The sequence below is a fragment of the Enterococcus sp. DIV0755f genome, assembly GCF_051713725.1.
In the GTDB taxonomy this organism is placed as follows: domain Bacteria; phylum Bacillota; class Bacilli; order Lactobacillales; family Enterococcaceae; genus Enterococcus_D; species Enterococcus_D casseliflavus.
The window spans coordinates 1,196,560-1,214,929 of sequence record NZ_JBIOQL010000001.1; the positions used below are offsets into that span (position 1 = coordinate 1,196,560).

General features: G+C 46.5%; 5 protein-coding genes. 3 read left to right on the forward strand and 2 right to left on the reverse strand.

From position 1 onward, the window contains the following. Nucleotides 1-176 precede the first annotated feature (176 nt). Nucleotides 177-4,235: a MucBP domain-containing protein gene (locus IGI73_RS05410; RefSeq protein WP_428206411.1), complete on the forward strand. Its 4,059-nt coding sequence runs from the start codon at nucleotides 177-179 to the stop codon at nucleotides 4,233-4,235. A 78-nt stretch (nucleotides 4,236-4,313) separates the two neighbouring features. Here IGI73_RS05410 and IGI73_RS05415 read toward each other — a convergent pair whose 3' ends face one another. After that, nucleotides 4,314-4,988, reverse strand: coding sequence for a CPBP family intramembrane glutamic endopeptidase (locus tag IGI73_RS05415; RefSeq protein ID WP_428206410.1), 675 nt, complete (start codon nucleotides 4,986-4,988; stop codon nucleotides 4,314-4,316). A 234-nt stretch (nucleotides 4,989-5,222) separates the two neighbouring features. Between IGI73_RS05415 and IGI73_RS05420 the strand changes: the two genes are divergently transcribed. Beyond that, complete coding sequence (locus IGI73_RS05420; protein WP_185938659.1) at nucleotides 5,223-6,785, forward strand: polysaccharide deacetylase family protein; 1,563 nt, start codon at nucleotides 5,223-5,225, stop codon at nucleotides 6,783-6,785. 73 nt (nucleotides 6,786-6,858) lie between these two features. On the opposite strand, the gene IGI73_RS05425 is transcribed toward IGI73_RS05420, so the two are convergent. Next, entirely contained in the window at nucleotides 6,859-7,743 is an 885-nt protein-coding gene (locus tag IGI73_RS05425) for a helix-turn-helix domain-containing protein (protein ID WP_428206409.1), read from the reverse strand. A 1,159-nt stretch (nucleotides 7,744-8,902) separates the two neighbouring features. On the opposite strand from IGI73_RS05425, the gene IGI73_RS05430 reads away from it, so the two are divergent. After that, a complete protein-coding gene (locus tag IGI73_RS05430) occupies nucleotides 8,903-18,295 on the forward strand; it encodes an Ig-like domain-containing protein (RefSeq protein ID WP_438759130.1) in 9,393 nt (3,130 codons plus the stop codon). Nucleotides 18,296-18,370: the final 75 nt, after the last annotated feature.

The following is an 18,370-nucleotide window of genomic DNA, read 5'->3' on the forward strand; positions in this document are numbered from 1 at the left end:
TACGCTCAATGGTATTTCATGTGTCCGCTTAAAAATTTTTGAGAGGAGTGGATGATACGCTAAAATAAAAAAATGTTTGTAAATTAAAAATCAATAAATTATAATGATTTTCTGGCGTAAAAATAGGTTGGATAAAAAGGTTTTAATTTTGAAAAAGAAGGTTAAGGTGAAAGTTTGTGAAAAAGAAGTTTAAATCTATTCTATCTTTAGTAATCTTATTAAGTGCTGTGGTGGTAACGCCAGCATTTCAGGTAATGGCGGAAAGCCAAGTGTTTTCAGAATCTCCGCAGGTGGATCAGGAAGAAGTGAATACTGTGCAATCTGATGATACGAATGCTTCTGTGGATGCTAGACAAGCTACCTCTCAAGTAGAAAATGCTACGCTGACATCAACGACCTCAGCGCGCGTGGATGCTGAGAACGAACAAACACAAGCAAGTAGTGAGAGTAAAGAAGCCATCAGCGGATCAGAAAATAAAGAAGAACCTGCTGCAAGCCCTGTAAATAATGTCCCTTCTTCTGTTGATCCGTCGTCTGCAAGAGCTGCCAATGCGCAACTGACGGTTCAAGTTTTAGATAGTAATTCAAACCAGCCAATCCAAGGCACTTATTTCACATTGGCCTCCTCGACATCTGGTGAAGTGACGTTGTTAGTCACGGACAGTTCAGGAAAGGTAACGATTCAGGTTCCTTCAGGGGGCTACTTTATTAAGCAAGTGGGGACAACGAATCAAAGATTGAACTACGCATTTACATCGATTGGAAATTCTATCAATTTGCAAGCAGGAGAAACCAAAACATTGGCACTTTATGAGCGTCAAATTGTAGGCGAGTATGCTTTTGGAGATAGCCCCGATACGATTCATATTCCTGTAAACAGTACCTTCGATTTCTCAACACAGGCATTAGGGATCGAGGCGTTTAAGTTAAATTTTAGCGGCAAGATAGAAAAAAGTATTTCTGACTCACAGATCTTTCCGTACTACACAAATGTTGACACAAGCAAGCCGGGGACTTACGTAGCAATTTTTATGGCTAGACAAGCCTCATATAGTGTATATACAACACATGTAGTCAATGTCATTGTTGACCCGGAGCAGGTGGGAGAGGTAACTGTCAGATATCTTGATACTCAAGGGGAAGAAATCCATGAAACGAAGACTTTATCTGGTACCATTGGTGCTTCATATGATGCTAGTACGGATGAGTATAAGTTATCAATTGACGGTTACACCCTAGACGAAAGCCAATTACCAGAAAACAGTAAAGGCGTATTTAGTGAAACAGCACAAACCATCACCTACATTTACACAAAAAATCCTGTACCAGCAGCGGATGTCACGATTGAGTATGTAGATTTAGAAGGCAACGAAATCCACGCTAGTCAAACGATTAGCGGGAATGTAGGCGACTCTTTCGATGTAAGCACAGATCAATATAAACTATCGATCGATGGCTATACCCTAGACGAAAGCCAATTGCCAGAAAATAGTAAAGGTGTATTTGGCGAAATGGCGCAAACCGTCACCTATATCTACACAGAAAATCCGATACCAGCAGCGGATGTCACGATTGAGTATGTAGATTTAGAAGGCAACGAAATCCACGCTAGTCAAACGATTAGCGGGAATGTAGGCGACTCTTTCGATGTAAGCACAGATCAATATAAACTATCGATCGATGGCTATACCCTAGACGAAAGCCAATTACCAGAAAACAGCAAGGGTGTGTTTGGAGAAACCGCGCAAACCATCACTTACATCTATACAAAAAATCCGATACCCGCAGCGGATGTAACGGTCGAGTATGTGGACACAGAAGGCAACGAAATTCACCCTTCACAAACGATCAGTGGAAACGTAGGTGAGTCTTACGATGCCAGCACAGATCAATATAAACTATCGATCGATGGCTATACACTAGATGAAAGCCAATTACCAGAAAACAGTAAAGGCGTATTTAGTGAAACAGCACAAACCATCACCTACATTTACACAAAAAATCCGATACCAGCAGCAGATGTGACGGTCGAGTACGTGGATACAGAAGGCAACGAAATTCACGCTTCTCAAACGATCAGTGGAAATGTAGGTGAGTCTTACGATGCCAGCACGAAGAACTATCAATTAGTGATTGAAGGCTACACCTTAGACGAAAGCCAATTACCAGAAAATAGTAAAGGTATGTTTAGCGAAACAGCGCAAACCATCACCTATGTGTATACAAAGAATCCGATACCAGCAGCGGATGTAACAGTGGAATATGTGGATACAGAAGGCAAAGAAATACACTCCTCTCAAACGATTAGCGGGAATGTGGGCGACACTTTTGATGCTAGTACAGATCAATATAAACTATCGATCCATGGCTATACATTGGATGAAAGCCAGTCGCCAGAAAATCTTAAAGGAGTGTTTAGCGAAACAGCACAAAAAGTCACATTCATCTACACAAAAAATCCGATACCAGCAGCGGATGTCACGATTGAGTATGTAGATTTAGAAGGCAACGAAATCCACGCTAGCCAAACTATTAGCGGGAATGTGGGCGACTCTTTCGATGCAAGTACAGATCAATATAAACTATCGATCGATGGCTATACACTAGATGGAAGCCAATTGCCAGAAAATAGTAAAGGCGTATTTAGCGAAACGGCACAAACCGTCACCTACATTTACACAAAAAATCTGATACCAGCAGCGGATGTAACGATTGAGTATGTGGACATAGAAGGCAACGAAATTCACCCTTCACAAACGATCAGTGGAAACGTAGGTGAGTCTTACGATGCCAGCACGAAGAACTATCAATTAGTGATTGAAGGCTACACTTTAGACGAAAGCCAATTACCAGAAAATAGTAAAGGCGTATTTAGCGAAACGGCACAAACCGTCACCTACATCTACACAAAAAATCCTGTACCAGCAGCGGATGTAACGGTCAAATACGTGGATACAGAAGGCAACGAAATTCACGCTTCACAAACAATTAGTGGAAACGTAGGCGAATCTTACGATGCTAGCACAGAACAATACCAACTAAAAATCGACGGTTACACCATAGATAAAAGCCAATTACCAGAAAATAGTAAAGGTGTATTTAGCGAAACAGCGCAAACCGTCACCTACATCTACACAAAAAATCCGATACCAGCAGCGGATGTAACGGTCAAATACGTGGATACAGAAGGCAACGAAATTCACGCTTCACAAACAATTAGTGGAAACGTAGGCGACTCTTACGATGCTAGTACAGAAAAATACCAACTAACAATCGAAGGCTACACTTTAGACGAAAGCCAATTACCAGAAAATAGTAAAGGCGTATTTAGCGAAACGGCACAAACCGTCACCTATATCTACACAAAAAATCCTGTACCAGTAGCTGATATAACAGTAAAATACGTGGATACAGAAGGCAAAGAAATACACTCCTCTCAAACGATCAGTGGAAAAGTAGGCGAATCTTACGATGCTAGCACAGAACAATACCAACTAAAAATCGACGGTTACACCATAGATAAAAGCCAATTACCAGAAAATAGTAAAGGTGTATTTAGCGAAACAGCACAAACAGTCACCTACATCTACACGGAAAATCCGATACCAGCAGCGGATGTCACAGTGGAGTACGTAGATACAGAAGGTAACGAAATTCACGCTTCTCAAACGATTAGCGGGAATGTAGGCGAATTTTACGATGCTAGCACAGAACAATACCAACTAAAAATCGACGGTTACACCATAGATAAAAGCCAATTACCAGAAAATAGTAAAGGTGTATTTAGCGAAACAGCGCAAACCGTCACCTACATCTACACAAAAAATCCGATACCAGCAGCGGATATAACGGTCGAATACGTAGATACAGAAGGCAAAGAAATTCATCCTTCACAAACGATCAGTGGAAACGTGGGCGAGTCTTACGATACCAGCACAAAAAAATATCAACTAACAATCGACGGCTACATAGTAGACGAAAGTCGGCTGCCGCAAAATGCCAAAGGTACATTTGGTAAGGAAGAGGCAACTGTGACGTATGTTTATACAAAAGAAAACGCAGCAACCGCCGTTATTTCTGATAAAAAAGAACCAACGGCGACTGTTGTTTCGAAAAAAAGCGCTTCTGCACAAAGATTGCCGCAGACCGATGAACAGGGGATGTTGTTCCCGTTTGTAGTTGGTTTGTTCTTTATCGCCACGGCAAGCTGGCTTTATTTCAGAAAGCGTAAATAGCGATTAAGTAAGCCCTTGGGGAAAGGCGTTACTGACTATCAAAAAGGACAGCTAGGCTTCAGCTGTCCTTTTTAATGCTTATTTACCTAAAAATGAAATGAATCCCAGGGAATCATAAAGAAAATGGCAGATCCAGCTGACCCATACGCTATTGGATTTTTTCCAAACGTAGTTGAGTGCCAATCTGGCAGGCATCAAGGTGATCAATAATTGGGCTGGATGAAAGCCGTACGCTGGGATGTGCCATAAAGCGAATAGCACACTGCAAATGATGGATGACCAGGCAAAAGAAAGGCCTCTTTTCTGCAACGCCAACAAGAGGTTGGTGCTAAGCAATTCTTCTCCCATCAGCATAAAGGGGACTTGCAAAAAGACCATTTGGACAGTGATGGTTTCGCTGATCGAGTTGGTTGTTGGTTGTCCAAAAATAGCGGCATAAATAAAGGAAAAGAACACGCCAGTCAAAATGACGAAAGGGACACCCCACAATAAAACGGTGAACCGAAAATGTTTGAACTGCTCCAAAAAGGTCGTTCGTAAGAGAAAATACCCTGCACTAAATGCGAAGACCAGATTCCAAATGGTACCGACGATCGATAACACGGAATCGTTTAGTGGGGTATATGGAAGTAATTGATAGGTTAACCCAATGATTAAGGTAAGAACGAATAAATAAACTGCTGATTTGTGTTTCATTTTGAACACATCCTTCATAGCAATTGCCACATGCTGAATTATAAACAGAAAAAACATCAAAGTACAAAAAGATATCTCTCATTATTTTTAAACAAAAAGAAAAAGCAGTGAACACGATACCATACTTGGCAGAATTGGTTTTCTTAAAAGCAGAATAAAGGATTTCTAAGAACAATTCTCAAAATTTGTGAACAAAAAGAGAAGTTTATAAGAATCTCTGTAACACTGTTGAAATATTATTACGCTTATGTTACATTTTGTTTACGTTATTATGTTTGAGGGAGAATGTTTATGAAGAAATCAAGCAATGATTCAAATAATTCACAACATAGAGAAGCGACTTCTGAAAAACAAGCACCTACTTCAAGGGTCGAATCACATCAAAAGCAAACAACGGGAACGACAAGACGCACGCCAACCGCCAATCGTCAAGTTTCTAAAAAGAAGCCAACCCATCGCAAGTATCTCTTTTCATTGATGACGCTGCTGACAATCGTCATTATCGCCACTGGGGGCTATATCGCTTTTACTTTGAAGCAGCAAGAAGCATTGGCACGGGAAAAATATGAAGCTGCCGCACAAAAGCTATTAGCATCGATCCAAGAAGAGCAGGCCAAAGAGGGAATTCCCGCAAAACTTGAAACATTGTCTGATGGGGACAAAAAAGAATTGATTTTCCGACCAAAAGAAGAAAATGCCATCCCTGTAAAGGATGCAAGTCAGAAATTATCGACCATGGCGAACAAGCTATGCAAAAAGCACGCCGACAAAGAGACCGTTACGATCGCTCGGATTCAAGCACAAGCAGTTGCATCAAAAGTGTCAACCTATTCCTTAAAAGCGGACAGCTATGTTTGGAATCGGGAGACTGGGCGGTTTGAAGATGCGGATAGCGTGGTTGCCGATCCAATTTTTATTTCCGAGAAAACCGGCAATGAATTATCCTTGAAAGACTTGGTTCCAGATGAAGGCAGCTTGCTAGGAATCCAGCAAGTGATTCAACAAAAGCTTTTGGATCAAGCCAAAGAACCGACTAAAATCATTGATGCGGTCTTGGGGATGGACCGAATCACCTATGATTCAAAGTTTACTTATGATCCTGAAAAAATAACGCTCCAGTTGCCGCAAAATCAAACAGGCGTATCCGAGATCACTTTGGCTTACAAAGAGATTGCGCCCTTTATTGATCCAGAGCTGGTCAATGCGGATCAATTGAAAGAGCAACAAGCGATGTTAGACGAAAACAAAAAATATGTTGCGTTGACTTTTGATGATGGACCAAATGATACTTCGACATTGGATCTCTTAAAAATCTTGAAAGACAATGATGTGAAGGCAACGTTTTTTGAATTAGGCCAAATGGTGGATCGATACCCTGAAGTCGCGAAAAAAGTCCATGAGGAAGGGCATGAAATTGCCAGTCACTCCTATTCTCATCCCCAATTAAATACGTTGTCGCCAGAGGAGGTCAAAGCGGAAATAACCAAAACGGACAAAGCCATCTATCAGGCGACAGGGGTCTTGCCTAAAAATTTGCGCCCACCGTATGGGGCGATCGATCAGCAAAGCGCCCAAGCGGCAGGAAAATCGATCATTCAATGGAGTGTTGATACCGAGGATTGGAAGCTAAAAGATCCAAACAAGATTTTGAAGGTCGTCCAAAACAATGTTTACGATGGATCGATTATTTTGCTTCATGATATTCATCCGAAATCTGTTCAAGCCGTGCCGGGCATTATCAAAGCACTCAAAGCGCAAGGCTATGAATTTGTGACGGTCGATCAATTGCTCAATGGCAGCCAAAAACCAATGTATCAATACTTTGGGGCGACAGACGAACGCAGCGTTAGCTAATAGCTGAAAAAAGGAAGTGACGGCAATTATCACTTCCTTTTTTTATTAAACGAACGATGCAGTTGCCGCTTTATCACTCGGAGGAGGCAAATGCTCGGAGGTAGTCATCATCCAGCAGTAAAGCAAAATCATCGGCAAGGGCACCTTGATCCAATTCTCGCATGATAGCTAGCATCTTTGTGGTAATCCTTTTGCCTGCTTTTTTGTCACCGGTTCTTAAGAGCAACACGCCTTGGAAAAACTTGCAGACGGCTTGGTGGAAAAATTCTTTGTAGTCTGTCGCCAAAAGTTTTAATTGGACGACGAGAACTTCCGTCGCATCGTATTGCTGGTGTTTTAGCGTATATTCGATCAAATTGATCAGTAGTGCGCAATAGATTTCCCGACCTTTTTCCACATCGATGTAGTATTCGAGCATCTTGGATACTTTTTTGAAGAAGAGGAAATTATGGTCGTTGTCCAAAAGATCGATGGTGTTGCCAAATAGTTGGATTTCTTGTAACGTCCAGCTCTCAACATCAACGAGATAGGAGATAATCGTTTGACGATCACATTCCAAAACCGCACGTTTCCGATAGACGCCATGCTCTGCCAAGCATTGCAGCATGCGAATCCGTGAGCGAACCTCTGCAATGCGGACATTGTTAAGTCGGCTAGAGGTTTGCTGCAGCTCCTGTAATAGAATTTGTAACTGGTTGATATCGTGCTTGTTTGAATATTGCGTGTACCGATGGTTGTAGCTGTTTTGCTCATCCAGCCGATAGCCATTTGCGATATAGAGAAATTCATCGATATCCATTGATAGATTTTCTAAGATTTGCAACAGCAGGTTGGCAGCAATCTGATGCTTGCCTTTTTCAAATTCGATGGCATAGGATTTTGAAATAATCGTGCCATAGACTTCTTTTTGGGTGAAGCCTTTTTTCAATCGGATTTGTCTGATCGTTTCGCCATACATAAGAAAGCCTCCGCTCTCATTGAATTAATGAAATCATGTATCCCCATTATAGTAAAACAAGTCCAGTGTAGGAATTAAAAAGGTCTTATATTTCAGACCGCTTCTGATTTGATGGAAGGATGTTTCGCGGTAATGTGCACCCAGAGAGGGCGTGAAATAATAAAAAAGCGTGAGAACGATTCGTTCTCACGCTTTTTTCTCAGACAAAACTAAGACATATCAATACAAGAATCATTACTAACCAATCCATCTTCTCATGCTCCTTATGTGGTATTAGAAGAAGACGATTGGGCAGCAGCGTTTCCTTCTTACCAGCAAGTATAAACAAGAAGAAGCGAATGAACGCTTACGTCCAAAATATAAGACCAAATAGCTACGGAAGAATTTCCCTGAAAGAAAAAAGTAAATGGCGATTGAAGAAATTTCATTTCATGATTGCCCACGTTCGATTTTAAAAGGATATTTTCATTCCTTTTTTCACAGAACGTTCTGGGAGCTTTTCGAGCCCTTTTTTTCGTCGGCAAGAGTTATTTTAGACAATATCGTGAAAAATGCCAGAATTATTTTTGTTTTTTTATTTTCGTAGGTAAAAAACGGGGTTGAAAACAAGAAAAAACAACATCATCGTTTTTCTCTCCTGTTGCGTAGAAAGAGACAAATGTAATCGTATTCATTATGTTGGTTAATTATAAGGAGTAAGGTGCTTTTTTTTGATAAAAAATGATAACTTTTTATCGTTATGCACCTGTTAATAAGATAAATATAAATAATCTGTACTTGTTTATAAAATAAATATTTTATGTTTTGTAACGTTAATTTCAGTGTTTTTTTAATTATTTATCGTGTTTATAATTTGTTGGAAAGAAATAAATTTGCTAGAATTTTGGTACACAGTGTGTTTGTTTAGTTATTTAATTTTTGAGTTTCACAAGTGCGTTCTAAAATGCTGTGAAACGATTTGAACAAAAATCACTGGGTTTTTCAGAAAGCATGCGGAAAAATCTTCGCTTTGCGATCGGTAACTTTTGTTTTCTCTCTATGCCTTTGGGTGTTGGGTTGAAATAGATTTTCATCTGGTTTAAAAGGGGGCAGGAATCATTCCAGAGATCATCAGTTTTATCTTTTGTCGGTTAAATTTTTTCGAACAGGAGGAGAATGAATGAAAGGCATTAATTACAAAAAGCTCATGGATTCAAAGAAAAACACACGCGTTCGAACAAAGAAAAACATTATTGCGAATTTAACTGTCAGTGGGATGTTGTTGACGAGTACGGTGGTCGTGCCAGCAAGTTTGTTATGGGCACCAACGACGGTTGAAGCTGCTTTGGTTTCAGCTGAACTTTTCTCAGATATCACAGCGTCTAATAACTCAGGCACGAGTGCGTCTGCACCTTATGCAACGCCTGGGGCAACGAACCAAGTCAATTTCTCGATTTCTGGATCAAATGCAGTAACGGTTGATGTCTTGAACGGGGATAAAGTCGCGGTGGTTGGGGTTCCTCAAGGACTTACTGGTTTGGTTCAACCGGCAGGAAATGCATCAATTTCGACCAATGTGACACTACAACTGGGGAATTTCCCAGCCTTGCAAACATTGATCGGAACAGTCACACCAGCAGTCGATACCTTGATCAGCACGGTGGATGGGATCGTCAATCAAAATTTAGCTGACGCATTGGATATTCCGCCAACAGTCATTGGTGGCTTGCCGAATCCGTTGTATACGGCGGCTTCAATCGTGGATGTTAGCGAAGTGATCTCCGTCAACTTAGCTGAAATTACGACCCAGTTAGACTTATTAAATCAACTTGGACAATTTGGCCAAGCGAATTTTGAAGTTCCAGCTGGATTAACCGAAAACGAACGTGCCCTGATTGCCAATGTGGATGATGGTTTATTTATCGTTGTCAATCAGCGCATCAATCAAATTCTTGATAATTTACAAGCGGCACAGATCCAAGTCAGTATTCTAGATGGTGCCAGCGGCATCCCAGGAATTGGTACCTTGATCAGCGGGATCAATACACTGGTACAAACGACGGTCAATACCGCCAAAGCGACTTTAAATGGCACGGTTGAAACTGCTCAAAATGTCTTGAATGCTACGACCAATCTAGCAGATCAGGTTGCTTCTGCTTCTGTTTTAGGTCAAACCAATGTGGTGATTCCAACGAATGTTACCAGTCCGACCTATGCGCAATTGGTTGAAAATGGTGTGGCGAATCCTTCCACTCCTTACGAAGCTCGCTTCGAAGCAACGATGTCTCAGCTTGACCTCATCACCATTGATTTATTTACGGATGCTGATGGCAATAACTCGATTTGGTTTGCACCAGACACACCAGAAGATCAAACCGATACACCAACGATCAATCCATTGACAGCAGGGGAAACGACGATCAGCGGAACAGCTGAGCCAGGCGCAGCCATAACATTGGCGATCAACGGCGGTGCACCTATTACCACAACCGCAGATGGTGACGGCAATTGGACGACCGATGTCCCTGAATTGGTAGAAGGTGATACAGTCACAGCAGTAGCGGAAGCGGATGGGGAATCAGCGAGTGAACCTGCGACGGCAACGGTAGCAGCACCAGTGGTCAATGCCCCAACGGCTTCGATTACAGGAAACAGCACCGATGGGTATCCTGTGACGGGGACAGCCGCAGCAAATGCAGCCATTGAAATCACCAATGCCGAGGGTGAAGTCGTTGGCACTGGCACGGCAAATGAGAACGGCAACTACAGTATCACGTTGAACCCAGCAGATGTAGCAGAAAATGAAAACTTGAATGTTGCTGCAATCGTTACTGCTGGCGGTCAAACGTACCGCAGTGGCAATACGCCAATCGTCGTTCCAGCAGACGATGCCGAGCAACAAACGGGAACACCAACGATCCAACCAGTGACTGCCGGGGATACAAGCGTCAGCGGAACGGCTGAGCCTGGTGCCTCGATTACTGTGACGGTCAACGGTGCAGATCCGATCGTGACGGAAGCCGATGAAGAGGGCAATTGGCGTGTTGATGTGGACGAAGTGTCAGAGGGCGATACGGTTTCAGCTGTCGCCGAACTAGAAGGACAAACACCAAGTCAGCCAGCAAGTACCACCGTGTCCGCCTTGACGGTCAATGCCCCAACGGCTTCGATCACAGGAAATAGTCAAGAGGGCTATCCAGTGACTGGAACAGCTGCACCAAATGCGGCCATTGAGATCACCAATGCGGATGGCGAAATTGTCGGAACAGGTACTGCCAATGAGAATGGCGTTTATACGGTGACGTTAGATCCAGCGGATGTTGCCGCGGAAGAAACCCTGAATGTGACAGCGGTTGTGACCGCTGGCGGCGAAACCTATCGAAGCAACCCAACACCTGTTGTGGTGCCTGCAGATATCCTGCAGACGGAAACACCAACGATCGATCCAGTCAGTGCTGGAGATACAACTGTTAGTGGGACAGCCGAACCGGGGGCAACGGTAACGATCACGCTTCCTGAAGGCGACCCAATCACGGCTGAAGCCGATGATGAAGGCAACTGGGAAGCAACGGTTCCTGAATTGGCAGAAGGCGATTCCGTGACGGTCGTAGCTGAGTCTGAAGGCAAAGATCCGAGTGCCCCAATCACCGTGAGCGTAAGCGGTTTAACTGTGGCGGCGCCAACAGCTACGATCACTGGAAATAGCACAGATGGGTATCCAGTAACGGGAACAGCGACTGCCAATGCAGCGATTGAAATTTTGAATGAAGCAGGCGATGTCGTTGGTAGTGGAACAGCCGATGACGATGGCAACTTCACGATCACCCTTGATCCTCAAGAGGTGGCAGCTGGCGACAACTTGCGGGTGGAAGCGATCGTGACGGCTGGTGGTGAAGACTATCGCAGTACAGGCACACCGCTTGTAGTTCCTGCAGATGATGTAGAAAACTTGACGGAAACACCAACGATCAACCCAGTAACAGCTGGGGATACGACTGTCAGCGGAACGGCTGAACCAGGGGCAACAGTGACGATCACGCTGCCTGAAGGCGGTCCGATCACGGCAGAAGCCGATGACGAAGGCAACTGGGAAGCGACGGTTCCTGAATTATCAGAAGGCGATACGGTAACAGTCGTTGCCGAGGCCGAAGGCAAAGATCCAAGTGCACCGATTACCGTGACCGTTGATGGTGTTACGGTCAGTGCACCGAGCGCTTCCATCACAGGCAATAGCACGGATGGCTATCCAGTCAGCGGAACAACGACACCGAATGCGGCAATTGAGATTTTGAATGAAGCAGGCGATGTTGTTGGTAGCACGACGGCGGATGACACGGGTGCTTATACCGTGACCTTAGATCCAGCCGATGTGGCGCCAGAAGAAGCCTTGCAGGTGGTGGCAGTTGTGACAGCAGGCGGTCAAGACTACCGCAGTAATGCCACACCAATCACCGTACCAGCAGACATTGAACAAACAGGGACACCAACGATCGATCCGGTTACAGCGGGTGATACCACGATTAGCGGAACGGCAGAACCAGGGTCGACGGTTACTGTGACGATCACGGATCAAGAACCAGTAACGGCTGAAACGGATGACGAAGGAAACTGGCTTGCAGAAGTGCCAGCAGTTTCTGGTGGCGATACAGTCACAGTCGTTGCGGAAGCTGAAGGCAAAGAGCCAAGCGCGCCAATCAGCGTCGGGGTCGCAGGAGTGACGGTGGCAGCACCGACAGCGATCATCAGCGGCAATAGTACCGATGGCTATCCAATCACGGGGACTGCACCAGCGAATGCAGCGATCGAAGTACTGAATGAAGCAGGCGATGTGATTGGTACTGGCACAGCCGATGGGGATGGAAACTATACGGTAACCATCGCACCAGCCGATGCAGCACCAGAAGAAACCTTGTCTGTCGTTGCGATCGTAACAGCTGGCGGGGATGAGTACCGCAGTCCTGCCACACCAGTGACGGTCCCAGCAGATGAGCTTGAACAAACAGCATTACCAACCATCGACCCAATCAATGCAGGGGACACGACGATCAGTGGGACTGCCGAACCAGGCGCTACGGTGACGGTAACGATCCCAGGTGAAGAACCTGTGACTGGTGAAGCCGATGACGAGGGCAACTGGACGGTTGAAGTTCCTGAAGTTTCTGAAGGAGAAACCGTCACAGTGGTCGCACAAGCACCAGACAAAGACCCAAGTGCACCAATCAGTGTTGGGGTCAATGGATTGATGATTGCTACGCCAACCGCGACGATCAGTGGCAATAGTACCGATGGGTACCCAGTAACGGGAACGGCACCAGCCAATGCAGCCATCGAAATCTTGAATGCCGATGACGAAGTAGTAGGTACTGGCACTGCCAATGACGAAGGCCAATACACGATCACGTTGACGAGTGATGATGCGTCTCCAGCTGAAACCTTACGGGTAGTGGCGGTAGTCACAGCCGGTGGTCAAGATTACCGCAGTGCGGCTGCACCAATCACAGTACCTTTGGATCAAACTGCAGTCCCAACGATTGAATCAGTGACAGCCGGCGACACCACCATCAGTGGTACAGCTGAACCTGGCGCAACAGTCTCGGTAACGATTGGTGACGCAGAGCCAGTCACTGCCGAAGCAGATGACGAAGGCAATTGGACGGCAACGGTGCCCGAGGTTTCTCAAGGAGAAATAGTTTCCGTGGTAGCGACCCTTGATGGGGAAACACCAAGTGATGCAGCAACGGTCGTCGTAAATCCACTTAGTGTGGCGACACCGACAGCAGCGATCAGCGGCAATAGTACCGATGGGTATCCAGTTACAGGAACGGCCACGCCGAATGCAGCGATTGAGATCTTAAATGCAGCCGATGAGGTTGTCGGCAGTGGCGAAGCAAATGGGGAAGGTGCCTACAGCATCACCTTGAGCAGCAGTGATGTTGATCCTTCAGAACCACTTCAGGTGGTGGCAGTGGTAACCGCTGGCGGCGATGAATACCGCAGTGCGCCGCTTTCCATCGTGGTCCCAGCAGACCAAACGACCGCACCAACGATCGATCCAGTGCAAGCAGGGGATACATCCGTCGGAGGAACGGCCGAACCTGGTTCAATGGTGACGGTGGAGATTTCTGGAGAAGATCCAGTGACTGCCGAAACGGATGAGGAAGGCAATTGGACGGTCACCGTACCAGAGCTTTCAGAAGGCGACACGGTCACAGTGGTTGCGGAAGCTGAAGGCAAAGATCCAAGTGAACCAATCAGTGTCGGTGTCGGTGCCTTGAACGTGGCAGCACCAACCGCAACGATCACTGGCAACAGTACTGACGGCTATCCAGTCACAGGGACAGCACCAGCCAACGTAGCCATTGAAATCTTAAATGATGCCAATGAAGTGGTGGGCAGTGGGACTGCCAATGGAGACGGTGAGTATACGATCACCTTGACAGAAGGTGTTTCTCCAGCAGAAACCTTGCGAGTGGTGGCAGTGGTAACAGCTGGCGGTCAAGAATACCGCAGTCCAGCAACTACTATCGTGGTGCCAGAAGATAACGCAGAAGACCAAACAGCAGCACCGACTGTCGCACCCGTGGTTGCTGGGGCTACAACTGTTAGCGGAACGGCTGAACCTGGGGCAGAGGTGACGGTTGAACTACCAAGCGGCAATATTTACACTGCAACAGCGAATGACGAAGGTGAGTGGACGGCAACTGTGCCGACGGTTTCTCTAGATGATGTCTTGACAGTTACTGCCTTGGCAGACGGCAAAACAGAAAGTTTACCAGTTACAGTGACGGTGCAAGGGCTGATCGTGGCAGCACCAACGGTAACGATTTCTGGCAATAGTGAAGATGGCTATCCAGTAACTGGTACAGCACCAGCCAATGCGGCAATCGAAATCTTAAATGCTGATGATCAAGTGATTGGCACAGGAACAGTCAATGAAAATGGCGTTTACACCGTTACCTTGACCAGTGAAGAAGCATCAGCGGGGGAAACGGTTCGTGTCGTTGCCATCGTTTCCGCAGGTGGGGATGACTTCCGTAGTCAACCAACGGCTGTCGTGGTGCCAGCGGATCAAACGGCGACACCAACGATTAATCCAGCAGTGGCTGGCGCAACAGAAATCAGCGGAACAGCCGAGCCAGGAGCAACAGTCAGCGTGACGGTCGGTGAGCAAGACCCAATCACCGCTGAAGTTGATGATGAGGGTAATTGGCAAGCTGAGGTACCAGCGCTTGCAGAAGGAACGACTGTTACGGCAGTGGCAGAGATAGAAAATGAAACACCAAGTACACCAGCAACGATCACGGTCGGGGCATTAACGGTGGCGGCGCCTAGTGCGTCCATCAGTGGCAATGCAGCCGATGGCTATCCAGTGACTGGAACAGGACCAGCGAATGCGACCATCGAAATCTTGAATGAAGCTGGCGAGATAGTTGAAACGGGTACGACCGATGATGCAGGGCTTTACACGATCAATTTGACCAGTGAAGACGTCTCTCCTGAAGAAAACTTGACGGTGGTTGCGGTGGTCACAGCTGGTGGCAAGGATTATCGCAGTCCAGCGACACCGATCATGGTGCCAGCTGAACCAGGTGAAAACCAAACAACGGCACCAACGGTTGATCCAATCAAAGCAGGCGATGAAACAGTTAGCGGAACCGCCGAACCAGGCTCAACTGTAACTGTAACACTACCGGATGGCACAGAAGAGACCGCCGAAACAGATGACGAAGGCAACTGGAGTGTCGATGTCCCTGAATTGTCTGAAGGGGATACCATCACAGTCGTCGCAGACAGTGACGGCAAAGACCCAAGTGATCCAATCACTGTCATCGTTGAAGGAGTGACAGTCGAAGCACCAACAGCTTCCATCAGCGGCAACAGCACGGATGGCTACCCAGTGACTGGGACAGCACCAGCCAATGCAGCGATCGAGATCTTGAACGCAGCCAATGAAGTCGTAGGAACAGGCACTGCTGATGGAGACGGCAACTATACAGTGGCCTTAACTGCTGAAACTGTCGATCCAGAAGAAACCTTAAACGTCGTTGCCATCGTTACAGCTGGTGGGAAAGAGTACCGCAGTAATCCAACAGCGGTCATCGTACCAGCAGATACGGTAGTGGATCAGACAGCTGCACCAACGATCGATCCAATCACGGCGGGGGATACCAGCATCAGCGGAACGGCTGAACCAGGTTCGACCGTGACGATCACCGTACCAGATGCGGAACCAATCACGGCTGAAACGGATGACGAAGGCAATTGGACGGCAGAAGTACCAGAAGTTTCTGAAGGCGATGCAGTCACTGTTGTGGCACAATCACCTGACAAAGAGCCAAGCGCTCCAGTCACAGTTGGTGTAGGTGCATTGACGGTCACTGCTCCTAGTGCAACAATCACAGGCAATAGCACGGACGGCTATCCAGTAACTGGAACGGCACCAGCCAATGCCACCGTACAAATCTTGAATAGCGATGGACAAATCGTCGGTTCAGGAACTGCAGACGCAGAAGGAAACTACAGTATCACTCTTGAACCAACAGCTGTTGCACCAGCGGAAAGCTTAACCGTCGTTGCAGTTCTGACAGCTGGCGGCAAGGAATACCGCAGTAACGCGACACCGATCGTGGTACCTTTGGATCAAGAAGAGCAACAAACTGCAACACCAACGATCGATCCCGTCAAAGCTGGCGATACGACGATCAGCGGGACTGCCGAACCAGGTTCAACGGTGACGGTAACGATTGGTGAAAATGAACCAATCACGACCGAAACGGACGAAGAGGGCAATTGGACAGTTGAGGTACCTGAAGTTTCGGAGGGTGATACCGTCACTGTTGTGGCCCAATCACCTGAAAAAGATCCTAGTGCACCAATCACAGTGAGTGTGGATGGCATCACGGTTTCAGCACCGACAGCGTCCATCACTGGCAATCCAGAGGATGGTTACCCAGTGACGGGGATGGCAGCACCAAATGCAGCGATTGAAATCTTGAATGAAGCGGGTGACGTCATTGGATCAGGCACTACCGATGAAAATGGCAACTACACGATCACGCTTTCTGGTGAAGCTGTTTCTCCTGAAGAATCATTGAATGTCGTTGCGATCATCACCGCTGGTGGCAAAGACTATCGGAGTAATGCGACACCAATCGTAGTGCCCGTTGAGAATACGATCGATCAAACCGCTACACCAATCATCGAACCAGTCACAGCTGGTGACACGACCATCACTGGTACTGCTGTAGCGGGAGCGATGGTCACCGTGACGGTAACGGGCGAAGAAGCGGTTGAAACCGAAGCAGATGAAGCAGGAAATTGGTCAGTGGAGGTTGCGGAAGTTTCTCGGGATGAAATCGTAACAGCAGTGGCGCAAAGCGAAGGAGAAACCGTCAGTGAACCAGCAACGACCGTTGTTAATGGCATCACGGTCAACGCACCTTCAGCATCCATTACTGGGAATTCCCAAGAAGGCTATCCAGTAACTGGGAACGGGCCTGCCAATGCAGCGATTGAAATTTTGAATGAAGCGGGGGATGTCGTTGGAACAGGCACTACCGATGAAAATGGTGACTACACGATCACATTGACTAGTGAGGATGTCGCACCAGTAGAAAACTTATCGGTTGTGGCGATCGTCACTGCTGGTGGGGATGACTATCGCAGTAATGCGACGCCAATCGTCGTACCTGTCGATGATGAAATCATCAAGACAGATACACCAACTATTGACCCAGTCACGGCTGGTGATACAACGATCAGCGGAACGAGTGAGCCAGGTGCTACGATCACCGTTACCATCAGCGATCCGTTAACAAGTAGATTCCTGACCATCTTCGCGGCTGAAGGACCAATCACAACGATCGCCAATCAAAATGGCGACTGGCGTGTTGAGCTATCCGCGGAAGCGACGGAAGGTGAAACCGTTACGGTTCTTGCTTTAGCAGATGGCGAAACCCTAAGTGATCCGACGACGACCGTAGTCGATGCTTTGACGGTTGATGCACCGGTTGCTACGATCACTGGCAATCCTACCGATGGCTATCCAGTCTTCGGGAATGGACCAGCCAATGCGACGATCGAAATCTTGAATGAAGCGGGTGACGTTGTCGGAACTGGAACGACCAATGGGAATGGCGCATTTAGCATCACATTAGATCCAGAGGATGTTTCACCAGAAGAAACCCTTGATGTTGTGGCGATCGTGACAGCAGGTGGCAGAGAATACCGCAGTGCAGCTACACCAATCGTGGTACCAACGGGTGACAATGGCACGGATGGTTCAGATGGTACTGACGGCACGGACGGTAGCGATGGCACGGATGGCACCAATGGTTCTGATGGTACGAATGGTACCGACGGAAGCAACGGCGCTTGGGGCAACTGGGGCAATTGGGGAAACAATAATTGGAACAGCAACAATAACAACCAAAGCTGGTGGGGAAGTAAATTCTTACCGAAAACGGGATCAGAAGGAACCTGGTACGCTTCAGTGATTGGAGCAGCAGTCTTCGTTGTCGGAGGAATCGGCTTGTTCTTCAAAGCAAGAAAGAGAAAAGACCAGCAAAAATAGCATGACTTTACCAGCGGAGTGGACAGCCTCCGCTGGTATCTCTAGTGAATCAAAATGTTGAAGCATTGATCATCG